An 18,744-nucleotide genomic window follows, 5' to 3' on the forward strand; every position below is an offset into this window, starting at 1 on the left:
TACGGGTTTTAATGGGCACCGGCGCGCCCTGTTCGATCAGATTGGCTCGATCATCACTTCCGATACCCCGCTCTCGATTTTTCCTCTCCGACAGAACGAATTCATGTCCGTCGGGAACGGGGCGGCGCTCGCCAAGGAGTTCAACGTCGTGGAGTGTTTTTCCCGAAGGGAGGACATGGATTTCTGGCTTGATTTCGAGGTGGAAGAATACGGCCCCAAAAAAGAGAAAGACAAGCTCTTTCCGACGACCATTCTCGGGGCCGAGCTCCAATGCCATGTCGGCGGGAAGACGAGTCGGCCCATTATCGGCATCAACGCGCCCATCCGCTTGATCACCACCATGTGGATCTACGACGAGGCCACCCGGACCTTGTTTTCCTCGGACATGTTCAGCCATGTGTCGCAGGACAACCCCGAGGGCCCCTGGCTGATGGTGGACGACGACAGGGTGACAACCTCGGCGTTCGTGAGCTCGTTCCTGCTCAACACGCGCTATTGGTGGATTGAAGGCATCGACACCGCCCCCATTCGGAAGGGAATCTCGGACGTCTTCAATCGCTGCGACATCGAAACCCTTGCACCAGGATACGGGGCGATACTCCGGGGGCGCGAATTGGTTGAACGCCAATTCACTGTGCTTGACGAAGTATTGCGTGATCTGGATCGCTCAGTCGTCAATCCGCGCTATATTCCCCGCGACATGGAGAGATAATCATGATGAAACCAGAAGAAAATCCACTCCCGCGTGAAATTGCGCCGGGGGTTTTCTGGCTCGGCATCTGTCACGAGCAGCACCACAAGGGGAAGGTTTACCACACCTACAATGCGGCGTTCCTCCTCATCGGCTCGGAGGGCTCCATGCTCATCGAAACGGGCCATATTGCGGATTTTCCCGTTGTCTCCAAGCAGGTAAGGGATATCCTGGCCGAGAGGGGCTCGACGCTGAAGCACCTGTTCCTCACTCACCAGGAGGTCCCGCACGCCGGGGGGATTGGGCGGATGCTCGATAGCTATCCCGAGATGACGCTTCACTGCGATGTGAGCGACTACCATCTGTGCTTCCCGGATGAGGTCCACCGAATGCACCATATGGAGATCGGCGATGTGATCGACCTGGGGGACAGGCAATTCATCGCCCTCGAACCGGTCATCCGCGACCTGCGCACTTCCCTTTGGGGATTCGACACCGGCGCGCGGACGCTATTTCCAGGAGACGGCTTCGCCTACAGCCACTACCACTGGGACAATCATTGCGGGAAAGTCGCTGAAGAGGCCGAATCGCTCGACCTGGCGGAGGTTTTGGGGGTGTTCGCCGAGCGGGCGTTGTACTGGACCCGGTTTGCCGACATGAATAAGTATGCGGACAGACTAGAGGAGATGCTTGAAGAATTCGATGTCTCTGTGGTCGCGCCATCGCATGGCCTGCCGATTCTCGATCTCGCCGTCACCATGCCTAAAGTCCGCGAGGGTCTCATCGCTGGTAACTTCTAAACAAGTCTCTCCGGCGCGGCAGCCGATGCGGGAATCGAATGGCGCTCGTCTGGTGGCCCGGATTTCCCCGGCTTCAATTAAACGGGATCAATAAATTCAATTCCGATGTACTTTTAGTTTATTCACCCCGGGCCTGATTAACCCCTCCCCAACTTTTCGCCAAGTCGAATAAATTACCCGCTAAAGACCTAATGGGAGCGATCAGGGCCCCGGGACACAGATGCTTCCGGCATAACCGGTGCCGGCTTCCGGAGCGATTCAACGAAATCGACCCATTTCACTCTATTCTCGTGATTCTCGTCACTGCGAATCGGCCCCACCGCGCCGATATATATAAATAAAGGGTCAGCAAAGTCCCGCAAGGAGGAAAGAAAAGATGGGAATCATCGGATTTGTAATGCTCGCGGTGGGTTTTGGCTGGATAGCAGAGGCGCTTTTCGGATTTAAAATCGAGGGGCTCGCCTACGCCTATCCCCTGGGCGAGGAAGTGCGATATTTGACGGGAATCGCGCTATTCGTCTCGGGCATGATTATCGAGTGGCACCTTGCCCGGCAGATCAAACAACATCATCAACACGTTTAGGACGCAAGGCGCGAAGAATCAGACCCGAGAAGGCGTAGCCTCGATAGCCGGCAGAAATGACAAAATCGCTTAAGGCTCCTCTTCCATGAAATCGAACACCCCACTAAGCGAGACCAAGAACTCTTCTTTTTTGTCATCCTCAACTTCGACCGAAAGGCCGACCGCACACGAGGTACTCAACACCTCGTGGTCCATCACCCAGCGCACCGTGGCGCGGCAATTCTGAAAAAGGGCGCCGTCCACAACAAACACACATTCGACCACCTCCCCAATATGGGGGCGATGGCGAAGCTCGACGCGGAAACCGGTGTGGCTGATGTTATCGGGAACAAGGGGATGCTGCGACAACGAGGGGGCGTCGATCAGAATCGGCAAGGAATAGCGGGGATCTTTTCGCTTGTCTCGGCCATTGGTCATAACCAGTACCTACCCTTCATTGAATACTATTGCTCGAAGTATGCAAATATCAGATACCTTGAAGCATACCACGTCATTCAAATCTGAAAATCCCCTTTTCGAGTCCCTCCCCACCTCCAAAAACATCTCCAATCGTGACAATCGGGCACAAAACTAGGCAAAACGCCCCTTAGGGGATTGTGCCAGCGGAATCCTTTGATAGAATGGCGCATTCTCAAATCGAAGTAATTTTTGAGCCAAACCCAATTAAAATAAGGAAATATGCTCATGGCCCCAGATTCGAAACACAACGAAACTATCGTCCTCCACGCCGGCTTCCGCAGCGATAGCGCCACAAACGCTGTTGCTGTGCCCATTTACCAGACATCCTCCTACCAGTTCGACAGCACAGAGCATGCCGCTAACCTTTTTGGGCTCAAGGATTTTGGCAACATCTACACCCGGATTATGAACCCAACCTGCGATGTTCTCGAAAAACGCCTCGCTGCGCTCGAAGGCGGTGTAGCCGCCCTCGCCGTATCCTCGGGCCAATCCGCCTCGATGATGGCAGTCCAAAACGTTGCCCGCGCAGGCGATAACATTGTCAGCTCAACCGATCTCTACGGCGGCACATGGAACCTGTTTGCCAACCAGCTCAAACAGATGGGAATCGAATGTCGCTTCGTTGACCCCACGGACCCCGAGAATTTCCGCAAAGCCACTGACGATAAAACGCGCGCTTATTATGCCGAGACGCTTCCCAACCCCAAGCTCCACGTTTTTCCGATAAAGGAAGTCTCGGATATTGGTCGCGAGTTTGGAATTCCTCTCATCATGGACAACACCGCCGCCCACGGCCTGTGCAAACCCTTTGAGCATGGCGCCGCCATCATCGCCTCCTCATGCACGAAATATATTGGTGGACACGGCAACTCCATCGGCGGCATCATCATCGATGGCGGCAACTTCGACTGGAAGGCCTACCCCGAGCGCCAGCCCTACCTGAACGAGCCCGATCCGAGCTATCACGGCGCCGTCTGGACGGTCGCGACCGAGCCCCTTGGCCCTGTCGCCTACATCATTAAGGCCAGGGTCACGCTGCTGCGCGACGAGGGTGCGGCAATGAGCCCGTTCAACGCCTTCCTATTCCTCCAGGGCCTCGAATCGCTACCCCTCAGAATGGAGCGGCACTGCAGCAACGCCACCGAGGTGGCAAACTTCCTCAAGGACCACCCCAAAGTGGACCACGTCATCCACCCAAGTCAGATGGATGGCGAATTCCGCCGCCGCGCCGACACCTACTTAAAGGGCGGACTGGGCGGACTCGTCGGCTGTGTGCTCAAAGGGGGTCTTGAGTCCGGGCAAAAGTTCATCGACTCGCTTGAGATGTTCTACCATGTCGCCAACATCGGCGATTCGCGTAGCTTGGCGATTCATCCCGCCAGCACAACGCACCAACAACTCTCCGATGAGGAGCAGGCAGCTACCGGCGTAACCCCGGGCTATGTGCGCCTTTCCATCGGTATCGAGCATATTGACGACATTAAAGCAGATCTCAAACAGGCGCTCGACGCCGCCTAATTCGCCATTAGCGGGGTAGGCTTATAAATCAAGGGAATATCGAAGGATAGCTGGCAGGTGTTTTCCGGTTGAGAATAATGCAATCTTTCGTTAATTTGACTATCGACCTAGATACAGGGGTGGCTCTATAACTACCACCTCGATGAAATCGTATTCTGCATATGCCGTTTTAAAAAATAAGCGGCAGGGGGCAAGAAAAAAATGGCTGATAAATATCGTCTAGTAACAAGAAGTGACTTCGACGGCCTTGTAAGCGGCGCACTTCTCAAAAGCCTTAACATGATCGACGAGGTGAAATTTGTTCACCCCAAAGACATGCAAGATGGCAAAATCGAAATCACGAATAAAGACATCACCACCAATCTGCCCTATGTCGAGGCTGCCCATCTCGCCTTTGATCACCACATCAGTGAGGTCGAGCGAGTCGGCACCAAGAACAACTACGTTACCGACCCGGATGCGGCCTCCTGCGCGGGTGTCGTCTACGAATTTCGGCGAGGATAAGTTCCCTAACATCGACGAGGACATTCTATTTGCAGTAGACAAGGTAGACTCAGGCAATTTCTCTCAATCCGATGTCCTGCACCCTGAGGGCTGGGTGCTCCTAAGCTTTATTATGGATTCGAGAACCGGGCTCGGCCGTTTCAAGGATTTCAAGATCTCCAACTACGATCTTATGATGATGCTGATGGACAAATGCATCGAACTTCCCCTTGAGGATATCCTTAAGCTTCCCGATGTTGTCGAACGAACAGATCTATTCTTCGAGCAGGAAGAGAAATTCAAGGATCAGCTAAATAGGTGCTCGAAAATTTACGGTAACCTTATCCTCACCGATATGCGCAAGGAAGATCCTATCTTTGCTGGCAACCGCTTCATGGTCTACGCGCTATACCCGGATCAGAACATTTCGATTCAGGCCATGTGGGGCCGCGATCAGATGAACACCGTCTTTGCCATCGGAAAGTCCATTGTGAACCTTAGTTCGAACACCAACATCGGTGAGCTGTGCCTCAAATACGGCGGCGGCGGCCATGAGGCAGCGGGCACCTGCCAGGTGGACAACGACAAGGCAGGAACAATTCTCAAGGAAATTGTTCAGCAGATTAACGCCGACAGCTAAAGCTGTGGGCTAGGATTTAGGGGCGAAATGGCTCGACCGGTTGCCCTAAGAACCTAAAATCTCAAAAAATTCTTAATGTCCGGGTCGGGTGAAACATATCACCCGGCCCGTTCTAGTTTTTCCTTGATCCAGCGGAACGACTCGGGTGCCCATTCACTAAAATATTTAAATGCGCAATGCCCATCGTCTGGATATATTCGTGCCTCGCGCCCGAGGACGGGGCCGCGCTCAAGCATGTAGTAGATATTTCCTATCGGCGAGAGATGGTCCTGCTTGCCGTTGATCATCAATATCGGACAAGTAATCTTGTCCACCACCCCAATCTCGCTAAGTGCCCATCGCTTGAAACCAGCCTTCTCAGCCTCAAGAGTGGTGGGCGGAAAACTAGGGGCATCTCCGGGCGCACCGAAAACATAGGATGCTCGCCGGTTCTTGTTCTCGACAAAATTTGCCATCTCATCGTCGCTCATCTGGTAGCCATAGGGGTGGCCCGCACTGGCAACGGCGCACCCCACTTTCTCTGGGTATGAACCCGCCAACAGCATGACCGAGTGCCCGCCCCGGCTGATGCCAAAGGCACCGATGCGCCGCTCGTCCACCTCGGGCCGCGCCGCCAGATAGTCGATAGCCGCCATCCATGCCGTCACCGACTCAGGCTCATAGGGAAAAGGATTCTCCCCCGTTCCGGGACCATCCATAACAAGCGTGGCAAGGCCGTTGTCCATCGCCATTTCACCTGCCCAGCCGCGATCCTCCTTGAACATATCGCCCCCGCACATAATCAGCACAGCTGGCACGGGACTGCCTGGCCCCGCCCCTGCGGGGGCCCTAAAGTGGGAGATGATAGACTTGCCCTCGCACTCAACGGCAACCTTTTCAAGCGGTGGGTCGAGGTACTCTGCCGCGCGAAGATAGACTCGAATGCAATCCTGGTTTACCTCCTCTTTGAGCGGGGTGAGCGGGCGGGGAAAGCGGGCAAGGCTGTAATAGGATTTAGCTTGAAGAAATTTGGCCCGTGCGGCAGAGCCGTCTCCTTTGGCGGCCAGCGCCTCTGCCTCGGTCTCGAATTTGCGGCCAATATCCCGCCAGACCGGCACCCAGAGATTGTCGGTCGTCCCCTTTAGCGAGGCCACCGTGTCCTTTAACAATTGGATATCATCAATCATTGAGAACCAGCGACGGTAAAAACCACCGTGCTCGACCACAAAAGGATCTTCGCTCGGAGCAACGGGCAGCGAATCCAGTATCGAAGTATCTGTCATTTCCCCATCCCCATATAAACTTCAGGAGGTGTCGTGCAGTTCAGCATCTCGGGCGTAAAAACCACCTTCACTGCGTCCACCGGACAACGGTCGGCACAAATCCCGCAATACCAGCATTCATCCGGATAGCGCACCTCAGCGGGCTTTTCCTTCTCCTCACGGTAAATAATATCGCCCGGGCAGAAAAAATCACAGATTGTGCACCCATCTAGACAAGATTTTTCATCAATCAGTATCGGCATCGGCAACTCTTACCCTCTCTATCTCTTCGCCCTACCCGCCAGAAATATTCGATTCGGGCACCACCTCGACATCAAGCCCGGTCGGCTCGGAGCTAACCTTGAGTTCTCCCGATTCTGTATCTTTTTTGACCAGAATCATTTTCGCCCCACTGGCATCGTCACGCTCAGGATAGTCCATTCGAACATGGGCACCCCCGCCCCGCGTTTCACGACGCTCCAACGCGCAAGCTGCAATCGTCTCGGCCACCGTGCGAAGATTCTTTGCCTCATAAAATCGCATCAAATCATGATAGTTCCCGGCATGCACACTACCCTCGCGGCCCTTGAGCCGGGACAGTTCATCTAGCGCCGATTTAAGTCTATTTTCATCTCGCCGAAAACCGATGCGCCCTGTCACAATCTCGCGCACCTCATCCTCAAAGCCCCTAGGTGTAAGCTTGCCTTCGCTCTCAAGAGGTCGAACCAACTCCTCGCGGATCTTTTCGATCTCCTCTCTGGAAAGCGGCTTGGGCGCGGGCTGCCCAAGGGCATAGCGCGCCGCACTACCCCCGGCAATGTGCCCCATTACCGTGGCTCCTGATATCCCGTTGCTCACCGTCGAGCAATCGCCCGCAGCAAAAAGGCCAGGCACGCTGCTCACGCAATCAGAATCTATTCGCACCCCTGCCCTGCGGAATACGACCCCCCCGCCACGGCTGGACATCTCGCTAATCGTTATCTCAAGAAGATCTGTGGCGAGATCTACTCCCTTCTGCTCAAAGAAAGTCGGCATGGCGGGTCGATCAACCCCGAGTGTGCCCTTAAGTCGATTTACATCGTCAGGCGGTAAATGGCGGCAATCGATGTATACCGGCCCCCGCCCCTCGGCTGTCTCAGTGATTACGCCGTTTATCAGGTCGATGCGACGGCCCTGCTCGCCCGCCGGGTGATACTTGAACATAAAACGCTCGCCAGCAGCATTCACCAGATAGGCTCCCGCACCGACAAATCCATTCGTCCCCTGGGTCGAGTAGCCCTTCGGGGTAATGGTCGCGTCGGTAAACTCCATGTTAGCAAGCTGTGCGCCGAGTTTGAGCGCCATGGACTGGCCATCGCCGGTGTTATAGGGGATGTGCCAGCTATCGTACGGATGGCCCGAGGCGTTCTTGGAGATACGGTTGGCCTCGCCCGTCGCCATGACCACCGCCCGCGCCAAGACCACATAGACGGTGCCGTGGCGGATATTAAAGGCGACACAACCTTTTGGGACGCCATCCTCCATTAAAATATCCGCCACCATCACACGCTCGAGCGTTTTGGCACCCGAATTACGCGCCGCCTGCCCGATAACTTGCTTGAAATTATTGCCCTCGAACTCGATGGTGTACTCACCGGGCAGACCAAAAGAGCGGTGTCTCAGGTAGGGTAGGTCTGGCGTAGCGGGATTGTGAAAATCCACACCCATCTTCTCAAGTCGGTGAACCATTCCTTTGATGCCGTGAAGAAAACGCGCGCACACGTCGATATCAACTACACCTTCGGTAATCTTGGGAACGTGGCGAAGGAGATACTCGGGGGTGTCCCACTCCTCGCCCGCCTCAAGGATGGCAAAGAAATGATCCACTCCGCCGGTGATCGAGCCGCTACGCTCGATAATGCCGCCCTTCTCGCATATGACGCATTTTGCCCCCACCTCAGCCGCACCGATGGCAGCAAGACAACCGGCCACCCCGCCGCCGATAATTAACACATCGGTTTCGATGGTCTGGATATTGTCCACCGGGGCGCGAAGACGCGTCGAGGGGCTATTGGGAAGGCTCATACGACTCTACTTCCTCTCACGAAATAATAAAAAATATTTCTACCATTTTCCGTACCACCGGATAAGACAAAAATAACAGGGCTGACTAAATCTCGAAATACGCTTTTATTCGCTCGGCAGCGATTCTTGATGTGCCCTCGACAACCTCATCGACACGCTCGGGTGAGGTATCGTTAATATTGCCGTACCATCCCGAGGCGTACATGGTCTTCACATCCTTGGGGATATAGTAAACTGCCGGATCGCGGCGGAGGCGGTCTTGTGCCACACCGTGACCCTGGGGTGAGGGGTCGTCGGCCAAATCGAGATGCACAAGCTCGGGCCGATCCGCCATGACGGGCAACACCTCAAGCTCGCCACCGTGGGTGAGGCCCACCTCCTGGCCATAATTATCCTTAGCGATAAAATGAGCATGAACGATAAGCACTTTGGCACCCTCAAGTTCGTTCTGGGCACGCTCGGCAGCTATCTCAACAACTGGCAGGTTACGCTCGTGCCAGTTGTAGAAGACAAAATTACGTGCGCCATGATGATGAACACTTCCCACCACATCCATGAACACGGCGATCATTGTCTCCGCCCGAAGGCTAATGGTTCCCGGAAAGCCCATGTGAAGCGGGGTGACGCCGAAGGGGATGAAATCGACGAGGAGGCCACCGGTCAGCGAGGCCGTCCGCCGGGCAAGGGCCTCGGCCGCATAATAATCGGTGCCCATCGGGAGATGCTTGCCGTGCTGCTCGACGCTGCCGATTGGGATAATGGCAAGGTTCGTTTTCTTAAGAGCCTCGGCCGTCTCGGGGCTTGTCATTTCCATCAGGCTGCGTGCGCGTTCCATTTTAAAAATCTCCTTGGTAATAAATTATTCTTTCGGGTCCATCAGTTCGATCATCACGCCGTCGGGCCCCTCGAAGTAGAGGAAATTCAGGTGGGGTAGCTCCCCCTCCTGGGCAATTTTGACACCCAGCCCCTCTAGGTGAGACTTGGCCTCGCCGTATTGTCCCGGACCAATCCAAAATCCAAAATGATCGGCTCCCATTCGGGGAAGCGTGCCCGCCGCCATCGGTTCCTCACCCGCGCGCACCCCGCGAACAATGAGCATCACCCCGTGGCAGTCGAGCTTCGTTTGGGGCGCGCCATGGCGCTCGGTGGTGTTTAGAAACGTCGCGCCAAGCGTGTCTTGATAAAAGCGCACAGCCGCGTCGTGGTCAGAGTGAATCAGGTGGATATGCTCGTATTTAAGATCAAACATGGCTTCCTCATCGAATGGGACCAAAAATAGCGTTTTTCCGAACTAGCTTCGCACCCCTATATAATTTAGGAGAACAATGGAAAAGAACTGTGAATAATGAAAACTACCATAATCTCCATGCCCCGGATAAGCCCTCCCGCCAGCAGAGGCCTCTCTTGCGCCCTCCCACTAAAATAACTATCGTGGTCCTAAGAAGCACTTTATTTTACGCTCACCCGGGTATGACTTATTTTAATCATGGGGCCGAGATAATTCTCGGCCTACCCCGAGGCTAGCGGTCGTAGTGTCCCGCCATGGAGCGGAAGCGAAAAATGTTCCTTAAATCGATATTTGGAAAAAAAACTGAGGATGAGGCCCCTAAAAGCCTGGATTTCGGCGAGGGCCTCGACGACGACCCCATTGAGGAGGAAACTTCATCGGCCAGCGGCCCATCTGGCGGCCTCTACGAGGAGGAAGAGGAAGAGATAGAACTCACCGAGGATGACAAAATCCTCACCGAGATGAATATTCGCGCCCGAGCCTACGAAATTTATAACCGCCGGAAACTCAAGACTATCGAGCAACGCCTCAGCGGGCTCGATCGCGACATCTTCCGCGTTCTACCCGCCCTCGTTCACCTCAACACCAAGGGCCTGCCGGGCTACATCGAGGATCGCTCACGAGTTCCGGGCGGCATATGGAACTACCGTGTCCGCAAGGACATGATCGACATACTCAAAAGAATGTTCCCGGACGCCGACTACAGGCCACTCTCGCTACGAAAGGTAGGCGTTAAAAACCAAATTTACTCCCTTTCGGCCATGGGCAGTCTCGCCACCATCGCCCAAACGGCAAAAAGCGACTTCGACATATGGGTTTGCGTGAAGACCGATAAAATAAAAGAGGCCCAGCTCGACGGCTTTAAAGAAAAGTTCGCCGCCCTTGAGGAGTGGGCCGAGGATTTAAGCCACTTCGAGTCTCATTTCTTTATCACCGACATCGACAACGTGAAAGTCAACAACTTCGGCTCAGCCGATAAGGAAAGCGCTGGCTCTGCACTCGGCAAGCTTTTGAAAGAGGAATTCTACCGCACCCATACTGTGCTCGCCGGTCATTTTCCCTTCTGGGCGCTCATGCCACCGGACATTCCCGATGAGGAATATGAGCGCCTCCGCACCCTTGCCATCAAGAGCTATAAGATCGAGCGGGGCAACTACATCGACATGGGGAATTCGCAAAAAGTCACGATGGAGGAAGCCTTCGGCGCGGCCCTGTGGCAACTCAACAAGGCCCTTGGCAGCCCCTTCAAATCGGCCATGAAAATGGCACTCATCGAAGACTATATGGACCGCTCCTCCGACACGTCTCTCCTCTGCGACAGTCTCAAGGATACATTGACCATCCTTCAGAAAAAATCCGAGGGCATTGGCGAGGATGCCGAGGATAAAGAGGAAGAAGAAATTGACGAGCGCCTAAAAGACAGAGGAAAACCCCGAGCGCCAGCCGAGCCTGAGATAGTGCTCATCGAGGAAGACCCCAATCGAGCCGAGATTGATCCCTATAACCTGATGTTCAACCGCATCCAGGATTACTACCAACGCAAGAACGAGGAAGAGCACCTTGATGTTCTCCGCAAGTGCTTCTACCTCAAGGCAGGTACTTCAATCACAGGCCTTCAGGACCTCACGCGAGACCGATATCCACTCAAGGACATGCTTTGCCAAGTGGTTCAGGGCTGGGGATGGACTAACGATCAAATCCTTGAGCTCAACACCTACGAAAAATGGCCCTTCGAAAAACGTGTCGCTTTGGGCCGACAGGTCAATAACTTCATCATCGACTCCTACAAACGCCTCAAGGCCTCAGGTTCGGAGGCGAAGGTGCAGATAAACGAAACTGACATGACTGTCCTCGGGCGCAAGCTATTTACCTTTTTCTCGAAAAAAGAAAACAAAATTGGCTACCTCCCCAAAAGCTTCGAGGACAGCCTCAGACAGGACCGGCTTACGTTCGTGTTCGACAAGCCCGCAAAAAAAGCCGGGCTCTGGAAAATCTACCCGGGCACCGTCACCACCATCGAGCTTGAGGAAAAAAAATACGAGGACCAAATTCTCAACCGCTCCTACAGCCTTCCCGAAATTCTCATGTGGCTCGTCCTGAACGGAATTTGGGCAAAGGACACGAACACCACCCTCATCGCCCGTGAATCCCCCCTATCTGCGGCCGAGATTCAAGATCTACTCTTTTTCATGACGGATTTTTTCCCAAACATGAAAGTGGATGCCCTCAAGAACGACGACCTTCTCATTAACAGCAAGGTTGAGCAGGTACTCGCCATCCTGAATTACGGCGTGGGTGAGGACACCAACAAAATCGCGAAGCTTGAGCTCATCCACAGCACCTCGTGGGGCGAGCTCTTCTATGAGCGAGCGCCACAAAAAATAAGTCCGGCCGAGGCTGTGCAATTTTGCCTCCAGCGGCTACCGCGTTTCAAAAAGGGCAGCACGAAACCACCTTTGGACCGAATCAAAGTCTACGTTCCCTCGGCGAGATCGGGAAAAACATCGAACGTGCGCATCTTTCAAAGCTTCGAGCAGGTTATCCACAAGTCTGCCCAGGCAAAATACGAAAAAATCGTCCAGCAACTGACCGCCAGGGCAAAAGCACGCACAAAGGCAAAAGCCGCCGCCCCGAAAAAGCCTGTAGCCCCGCCCCCTCAGCCAGAGACTCCTGCGCCTTCCACCACATAGCCCCCATTTTTAAAGGATTGGGTGCAGAACCAAATATATATTATCGCCCACAACGTACATTCGGGCCTTAGTATTCGATTTCAACCGTGTTAAACTCATTTTGTGTTAAAATATGCAGTCGAAGTTTAAAAATAGTGCACAAATGGCTAATTTATGGGTGGAACCTGTAAAGGTATGATTTTTGAATGCCGTTACATCGCATAAGGGTTTCAATCCAGGCCGGAGGAAAGAATCGTGGGCGGTAACTTCACCAAATTTTTTAGCGCGATGTTTGCGAACGACATTTCTTTTCTGTTCTGCTCCCTGCTTTTCGCGATATTTTTCCTGGCTCTTTTCCTGACTCGATCAAAAGCCTCGTTTGCCAAGGAATTCACTGAACACGCCCAGGCGACACTTGCCACTATCGGCGTTCTAGGAACCTTTTTCGGAATCTACATCGGGCTCCTCGATTTTGACGTCAAAGATATTGACGGCAGCATCCCGCCCCTCCTCGATGGCCTGAAACTAGCGTTTGTCACGAGTATTTTAGGAATGGCGCTGGGAATTATCTATCGAACATTATCGGGCTTCATTGAGCCTGAAGACCATAAAGAGGCCTCCTCGGATGAATTTCTCATCGTCATGAAGGGAGTTCGTGCGGACATCCAAAAATCCTCGGACACCCAGGTGAACCTACTCACCGATCTCAAGACGGCCATCATCGGCGAGAGTGATGAGGACACCCTCCTCACCTCGACCACTGACGCTCTGGGTGACCTCGAATCAACCGAGGCGCTTGATCAGCTCGGCCAGGCGCTAGGCGCGCGCGCGATACAAAACGGCATTACACTAAATCTTCTCGGCGGTTTGGGTATCCGTCTCAGTTGCAGAAGAATCCTCAGGGAAGTCCCTACACTGGAGCGCCCGATCCGCAACGTCAATTTCGCTGCCTACACTAAAGATCGAGGCAGGATCGAAAAAATGATGCAGGACGCGGGCCTGAACCAGGACCGCGAATTCAATTTGGCCAACACCGGCGATCGGATGATGTTCGTGCAGGAGGGCCGAGGGGCCGAAAACCGCATCGAGGTATTTTTCGACAAGCTGAAGATGAATCACGAAATCCCGTTTGAGGACCGCCTCGACGCAGAGGGCCTGACGCTCTCGCCCACGGATCTTCTTTTGAGCAAACTGCAAATTGTCGATCTCGCCAGAAAAGATGCGATGGACCTTTTCGCTCTCGTTGTGACGTTCGATTTTCTAGCAGAGCAAAAGGACCTGGAAACCCCCATCGTCAACACGCGCTACATCAGCGACCTATGCGCCGAGGACTGGGGATTTTACTGGACAATCACGCGGAATCTAAGAAGGCTCGGCGAGGAGAATTTCTCATCCATTCCTCGCAGGTTTACGCCCAAATTCAGGGAACACCTGAGTACATTGCTCAACGAAATTGACAGTGTACCCAAGGGCTTCAAATGGCGGGCTCGCGCTATCGTTGGCCAGCGAATGAGGTGGTACGAAATACCCAAGGCCGCCTAGAGCCCCTCACCAGCGACACCCCTTTGGTCGGCTTCAGAATGCATTCGTTTGCCGGTGCCACACGAAATCAAACAGAGGTTGGAAATATGTTCAAGGGAAAATCCGAGAGAGGCGAGCACTGGATATCGATTTCGGATCTAATGTCCGGCCTCATGGTTATTTTTCTCTTCATCGCCATCAGTTATATGAAAGAAGTGACCAAGGATCGCGACAAGATTATGGAAATCGCTGTCACCTGGCAGCAAACCCAAGAGGAGCTCTACAAAGCGCTCAACAAGGAATTCAAGGACGACCTAAGGCGCTGGCGAGCGACACTGAATCGAGAAACCTTGTCCATACGATTCCACAACCCAGAACTTCTTTTCGATGAGGGAAAATCAACCATCAAGGAGGGGTTCCAAGAAATTCTCAATAGCTTTTTTCCGCGCTACGTCAAAATTCTTCATCATGACCGCTTCCGGCAAAGCATCGCCGAGGTGCGCATCGAGGGACACACATCCTCCGAGTGGAGCCGGACCATCGTGGGCGACACCGCTTATTTCATGAACATGGAACTCTCGCAGGACCGCACCCGTGCCGTCCTGGAATTTTGTATGCGCCTGCCCGATATGCGAAATTTCCGCGAATGGGCCAAAGGCAACATCACGGCGAATGGCTTATCTTCAAGTAAAATAGTCAAATCGGTGAACGGAGAGGAGAACAAGTTGCTCTCGCGCCGGGTGGAATTTCGCGTCCGCACCAACGCCGACCAACAAATCGCCAAAATCCTCACTCTGGGCTAACTGCCTCTAAAAAAAAATTCAATGCAAGAAGCGTAGTCCACATTTTGTTTTCATTAAAATCATCCATGTTTCATAGCATGTCATTAAAATATCTTACAATCTCATAACAAATTATTCCCTGACCTGTAGTATGTTGGTAGGTTCTGAACTTAGTTTGAAACGATAGTCGGCAAATTTAACCAGGAGGAAAACATGACAGACAATCTCTACGAAGCTATTGGCGGAGAAGGCGCAGTGGACGCAGCCGTAGACTTATTTTACCGAAAAGTACTGTCCGATGAGAGAATCAGCCACTTTTTCGACACAACAGATATGGACGAGCAACGCGCAAAACAGAAATCTTTTCTCACCATGGTATTCGGAGGCCCAAACGAATATACCGGGAAAGATATGCGAACCGCCCATGCGCCGCTGGTTGAACGCGGGCTAGAAGAATCACATTTCAATATCGTTGCCGGACACCTCCAGGCTACGCTTGACGAACTGGGTGTTCCAGCCGATTTGGCGGGCCAAGTGATGACCTTGGCCGCCAGCACAAAAGACGATGTTTTGAACAAATAAATACATCCGAATCGGTTTAATTTAATGGTCGAAATACGCCACGCCGAATCTACATACGAGAGCTCGCCCGAAGAGTCGGTGCTTGATGTTCTGATGCGCAACGGGACACAAATTCCCTACTCATGCAAAAAGGGCACTTGCCTCACGTGCATGCTCAAAGCCCGTTCTGGATCTGTTCCTCCAGAGGCCCAGGCGGGTCTAAAGGAAACATTGCGGCTGCAAGGCTATTTTCTGGCATGCATATGCACTCCTCAGGAAAATATCGAGGTGGAATTTCCCGACGATGCCGCGCTGTATAGCCGGGCGACTGTATACTCTGTTGAAAAAATATCCAGCGCTGTGTGTCGGGTTCTTCTTGAGCCGGCCGCCCCGCTCTTCTACCACGCTGGACAATTCATCAATATAAGAAGAAATGACGGTTTAACCAGAAGCTATTCTCTCGCTAGTGTTCCTCGCACGGACAAACAACTCGAACTCCACGTAAAAAAACTGCCCCGAGGCCAGATGAGTAATTGGATATACGACGAATTAAAGCCCGGCGAGCATATTGATTTTCAGGGGCCAAACGGAACATGTTTTTACACTCCAGGGAGTGGCGTGCAGCCACTTCTCTTAATAGGGAATGGTACCGGTCTGGCTCCCCTTTATGGAATAGCTCGGGACGCCCTGCTCGATGGCCACAAAGGCCCCATTCATCTTTATCATGGGAGTCGCCATCCGGATGGCCTTTATTTTCGGGAAACGCTTTTAGAATTAGAGGAAAACCATTCCAATTTCACGTTTTTTTCATGCCTCTCGGGCGAGGATGTACCTTCAGGCGACCGGGCGGGTCGTGCCGAGAAAATCGCATTTTCCGACCATTTAAATCTCAAGGGAATGAAGATCTTCCTTTGCGGCTATCCCGCCATGGTGAACGCCGCCCAAAAAAAGGCATACCTCGCTGGTGCCGACCTACAGGATATTTATGCCGACGCATTCGAAATGAAGGAATTGAGAAAAACACCCCGCGATTGAACCGGCCACGCTCTCCAGCGTCGACCCTAGCGAATGCTGATCATCACACCACCGGCAACCACAAGTGCAGCAGCCAAAATTATCAAACCCGTTATCCGCTCTAATTTCCGTAAGAAAATAGAGCTGAAAAATACTACCCACAGAGGCGTCAGGCGACTCACTGGGAGTATCGACGATAAATTTCCGAAGGTAAGTGCCGTCATAAAACAAATGGCCGCCGTAAAATTAAAAGTCCCTCCCAGGAGATACCAAGCTATGCTCTTGAGGGGAGCATGTATCCGCCCACCACCGGGGAGTATCGGCTTCGCCAAGAGGAGTAAAATATTCCCCACGCAGAACCCGACTCCGAGGCCGAGCATCGGTGTTTTTTGATAGGCATAGGCAAGCTTGATGAAAATAGGGGCCACGGCATAGGCAACGGAGGCCACTACCGGAAAAATTAGAGCTGTGCGAAACCAGTTCCTGAAATTACGGCTCTCCTCGTCTCTATCCTCAAACGCGAGAAGGGACACTCCGCCAACGATGAAAACCGTCCCTATAAGCACCCTCGTGGTTGGTTCCTCGCCGAGAATGAATATCGCCAGCATGGTTCCCCATATTGGGGTGGAGGATGCAACGAGTGTCGAGGGGCTTAGCCCCATCCGCATAACGCCCATCATGCGGCAGATAGAACCAATGCCGGGACCAAAGATACCCATTCCCGCGAAATAGAGGAGGGGCGTAAACTCTGCGGTCCAAAAAGTCCCAAGAATCATAGAACTCATAAATCCGCACAGACTGACCACAGTGTTAATCACCAACACCGCCGCAAGCGGGGATCCGAAGCGCATGCCGTGGCGCAACGATACCAGTGTGCCCCCGAAGAACATCGAGGAGAGAAGCGCCAAAATTTCTGCGAGGCCAAAGAGCGAGGTAAATGAAGACATTTACCCATCATACCTTCGCGGCAGATTGCCCGATAGCCAACAAGGACGGGAAAACAAATTATTTTCTCAAGTGGCCTGCTTGAAAAGAATAAACGTAGTACAATCGAAAAATTCTAATTTATAAGGGGACTACACCCATGCTTTACGCCATCAAGATAGCCGACGTTTCTGGCTCCCAACCTCTTCGCGACATCCACCGCAAAGAGCACCTCGATTACCTCAAGACCTTCGACGATCAGACTATTTTCGCTGGCCCCTTTCTCACCGAGGATTGTCAGACCGAGCTGGGTAGCATGCGTTTTCTCGATTTTCCAGACCGCGCCGCCGCCGTGAAACATGTCTCCGACGAGCCCTTTCTCGTCCATGGCGTCCAGAAGGGCTACACCCTTCACCGCATACGCCCCGTCGTTTCAAATACCTGGCGCGATTGCCCCCGAAAAGAGGGCAACCTCCAATTTTTCATCCATGCACTAGACAAACCCGGAACCTCAGAGACACGGCAAGAGCTGCGCGACGCGCATTTGGCTTTTTTCAAGGAACACGAGGACGTATTTATGTATCGTGCCCCCCTTGTCGCCGATGAAGACGAGACCCAACAAATAGGCAGCGTCTATCTTTTGGATATGCCTGACGCCGAGGCCGCCAAGGCGTTATGGGCCTCCGAGCCTTATAACAATGCTGGCATCTATGAGACGGCTAATCTCTATGGCTGGCGCTTTGGAAGAGTGTTCGACCGCTTCAAGGTCGCAATATAGAAAAACGAAAGATGGCAGCAGCATTGCCAACCGGGCAACCACAACCTGCTCTACTAGGTGAGGACGAAAGGACTATTTATAGGTAATTCGTAGAGATATAAATGAAGGGTTTCAGGGTTATTTAATTGAGACAATTATACATGGTGTTTTTTTGCCTTCTTTCATTTTGAATTGAAAAGAATCGACTATCGCTTCCACCACATTTTCAATTCAACTCGGGCAGATCTTTTCTAAAAATTAGAATTCCCACATGAAAGTCGGAATATGCACCATCCAGTCATCCTTTGTAACCTAAAATGAGACATATGCGTGACACAATTTTGTCTCACAGACTCCCATCAATACAGATTTCAGGCCCTAGAAATACCTTTAATCCAATAACAACAACAAGTTAGAAATATGACTAATTTGGCATGTTAGTTGCTCTTTCAATTTCATAGAGTACAAATTTATTGATTAGCCAATTTTGAAATTTGATCCACGCTGTTGATTCTCCCAGCCCAAAAAGCAAGAGGCCTGATCTGAATGAAAAGAATCCTCGCCGTAGATGATGAGGCACCCAACCGGGAATATTTGAGCCACATGCTCGACAGCCTTGGTTATGAGGCAGAAACCGCCCAGGACGGGATTGAAGCCCTCGCAAAATTGAACCTCGGGTTCGACCTGGTTTTGGTGGATTTGATGATGCCCGGGATGGATGGTTTCGAGGTTGTCGAGGCGATTCGCCA

The 18,744-nt window shown here is 52.7% G+C and carries 18 protein-coding genes and 1 pseudogene; 12 read left to right on the forward strand and 7 right to left on the reverse strand.

Features of this window, described 5'->3' with window-relative positions; genetic code table 11:
* The 3 genes from HOJ95_00315 to HOJ95_00325 all read left to right on the forward strand — a co-directional run.
* The coding region (locus HOJ95_00315; protein MBT6393125.1) for a hypothetical protein at positions 1 to 712 on the forward strand (712 nt) is incomplete at its 5' end.
* 2 nt (positions 713 to 714) lie between these two features.
* Entirely contained in the window at positions 715 to 1,491 is a 777-nt protein-coding gene (locus HOJ95_00320) for a hypothetical protein (GenBank protein ID MBT6393126.1), read from the forward strand.
* A 376-nt stretch (positions 1,492 to 1,867) separates the two neighbouring features.
* Complete coding sequence (locus tag HOJ95_00325) at positions 1,868 to 2,074, forward strand: hypothetical protein (GenBank protein MBT6393127.1); 207 nt, start codon at positions 1,868 to 1,870, stop codon at positions 2,072 to 2,074.
* A gap of 69 nt (positions 2,075 to 2,143) precedes the next feature.
* Here HOJ95_00325 and HOJ95_00330 read toward each other — a convergent pair whose 3' ends face one another.
* A complete protein-coding gene (locus HOJ95_00330; GenBank protein ID MBT6393128.1) occupies positions 2,144 to 2,491 on the reverse strand; it encodes a hypothetical protein in 348 nt (115 codons plus the stop codon).
* A 267-nt stretch (positions 2,492 to 2,758) separates the two neighbouring features.
* On the opposite strand from HOJ95_00330, the gene HOJ95_00335 reads away from it, so the two are divergent.
* The gene (locus HOJ95_00335) at positions 2,759 to 4,051 is read left to right on the forward strand and encodes a bifunctional O-acetylhomoserine aminocarboxypropyltransferase/cysteine synthase (GenBank protein MBT6393129.1); all 1,293 of its coding nucleotides are present in this window, start codon (positions 2,759 to 2,761) and stop codon (positions 4,049 to 4,051) included.
* Between the two features lie 201 nt (positions 4,052 to 4,252).
* A pseudogene (locus HOJ95_00340) lies at positions 4,253 to 5,174 on the forward strand (exopolyphosphatase).
* Between the two features lie 98 nt (positions 5,175 to 5,272).
* Here the strand turns inward: HOJ95_00340 and HOJ95_00345 are convergent.
* From HOJ95_00345 to HOJ95_00365, 5 genes are all read right to left on the reverse strand, one after another.
* The gene (locus HOJ95_00345; GenBank protein ID MBT6393130.1) at positions 5,273 to 6,436 is read right to left on the reverse strand and encodes an alpha/beta hydrolase; all 1,164 of its coding nucleotides are present in this window, start codon (positions 6,434 to 6,436) and stop codon (positions 5,273 to 5,275) included.
* On the reverse strand, positions 6,433 to 6,678 hold the full coding sequence (locus HOJ95_00350; GenBank protein MBT6393131.1) for a 4Fe-4S dicluster domain-containing protein: 246 nt from the start codon (positions 6,676 to 6,678) through the stop codon (positions 6,433 to 6,435). Before HOJ95_00350 ends, HOJ95_00345 begins: the two co-directional genes overlap by 4 nt.
* A gap of 31 nt (positions 6,679 to 6,709) precedes the next feature.
* Positions 6,710 to 8,479: an FAD-binding protein gene (locus tag HOJ95_00355; GenBank protein ID MBT6393132.1), complete on the reverse strand. Its 1,770-nt coding sequence runs from the start codon at positions 8,477 to 8,479 to the stop codon at positions 6,710 to 6,712.
* Positions 8,480 to 8,564: 85 nt separating this feature from the next.
* Complete coding sequence (locus tag HOJ95_00360; GenBank protein ID MBT6393133.1) at positions 8,565 to 9,314, reverse strand: creatininase family protein; 750 nt, start codon at positions 9,312 to 9,314, stop codon at positions 8,565 to 8,567.
* A gap of 24 nt (positions 9,315 to 9,338) precedes the next feature.
* The gene (locus tag HOJ95_00365) at positions 9,339 to 9,728 is read right to left on the reverse strand and encodes a hypothetical protein (protein MBT6393134.1); all 390 of its coding nucleotides are present in this window, start codon (positions 9,726 to 9,728) and stop codon (positions 9,339 to 9,341) included.
* 311 nt (positions 9,729 to 10,039) lie between these two features.
* Between HOJ95_00365 and HOJ95_00370 the strand changes: the two genes are divergently transcribed.
* The 5 genes from HOJ95_00370 to HOJ95_00390 all read left to right on the forward strand — a co-directional run bounded on the left by HOJ95_00370 (position 10,040) and on the right by HOJ95_00390 (position 16,335).
* Positions 10,040 to 12,457 carry a hypothetical protein gene (locus HOJ95_00370; GenBank protein ID MBT6393135.1) on the forward strand — a complete coding sequence of 806 codons (2,418 nt, stop codon included), beginning with the start codon at positions 10,040 to 10,042 and terminating at the stop codon, positions 12,455 to 12,457.
* A 234-nt stretch (positions 12,458 to 12,691) separates the two neighbouring features.
* Positions 12,692 to 13,978 carry a hypothetical protein gene (locus tag HOJ95_00375; GenBank protein MBT6393136.1) on the forward strand — a complete coding sequence of 429 codons (1,287 nt, stop codon included), beginning with the start codon at positions 12,692 to 12,694 and terminating at the stop codon, positions 13,976 to 13,978.
* Positions 13,979 to 14,064: 86 nt separating this feature from the next.
* Positions 14,065 to 14,760, forward strand: coding sequence for an OmpA family protein (locus tag HOJ95_00380; GenBank protein MBT6393137.1), 696 nt, complete (start codon positions 14,065 to 14,067; stop codon positions 14,758 to 14,760).
* 192 nt (positions 14,761 to 14,952) lie between these two features.
* The gene (locus HOJ95_00385) at positions 14,953 to 15,321 is read left to right on the forward strand and encodes a group 1 truncated hemoglobin (GenBank protein MBT6393138.1); all 369 of its coding nucleotides are present in this window, start codon (positions 14,953 to 14,955) and stop codon (positions 15,319 to 15,321) included.
* A gap of 24 nt (positions 15,322 to 15,345) precedes the next feature.
* Positions 15,346 to 16,335: a 2Fe-2S iron-sulfur cluster binding domain-containing protein gene (locus tag HOJ95_00390; protein ID MBT6393139.1), complete on the forward strand. Its 990-nt coding sequence runs from the start codon at positions 15,346 to 15,348 to the stop codon at positions 16,333 to 16,335.
* Between the two features lie 26 nt (positions 16,336 to 16,361).
* Here the strand turns inward: HOJ95_00390 and HOJ95_00395 are convergent, their stop codons facing one another.
* Positions 16,362 to 17,261, reverse strand: a complete 900-nt coding sequence (locus HOJ95_00395; protein ID MBT6393140.1) for a DMT family transporter — start codon at positions 17,259 to 17,261, stop codon at positions 16,362 to 16,364.
* 137 nt (positions 17,262 to 17,398) lie between these two features.
* Between HOJ95_00395 and HOJ95_00400 the strand changes: the two genes are divergently transcribed.
* Both HOJ95_00400 and HOJ95_00405 read left to right on the forward strand, forming a co-directional pair.
* A complete protein-coding gene (locus HOJ95_00400) occupies positions 17,399 to 18,016 on the forward strand; it encodes a hypothetical protein (GenBank protein MBT6393141.1) in 618 nt (205 codons plus the stop codon).
* Positions 18,017 to 18,541: 525 nt separating this feature from the next.
* The coding region (locus tag HOJ95_00405; protein MBT6393142.1) for a response regulator at positions 18,542 to 18,744 on the forward strand (203 nt) is incomplete at its 3' end.

Source organism: Nitrospinaceae bacterium (assembly GCA_018669005.1).
Lineage (GTDB): Bacteria > UBA8248 > UBA8248 > UBA8248 > UBA8248 > UBA8248.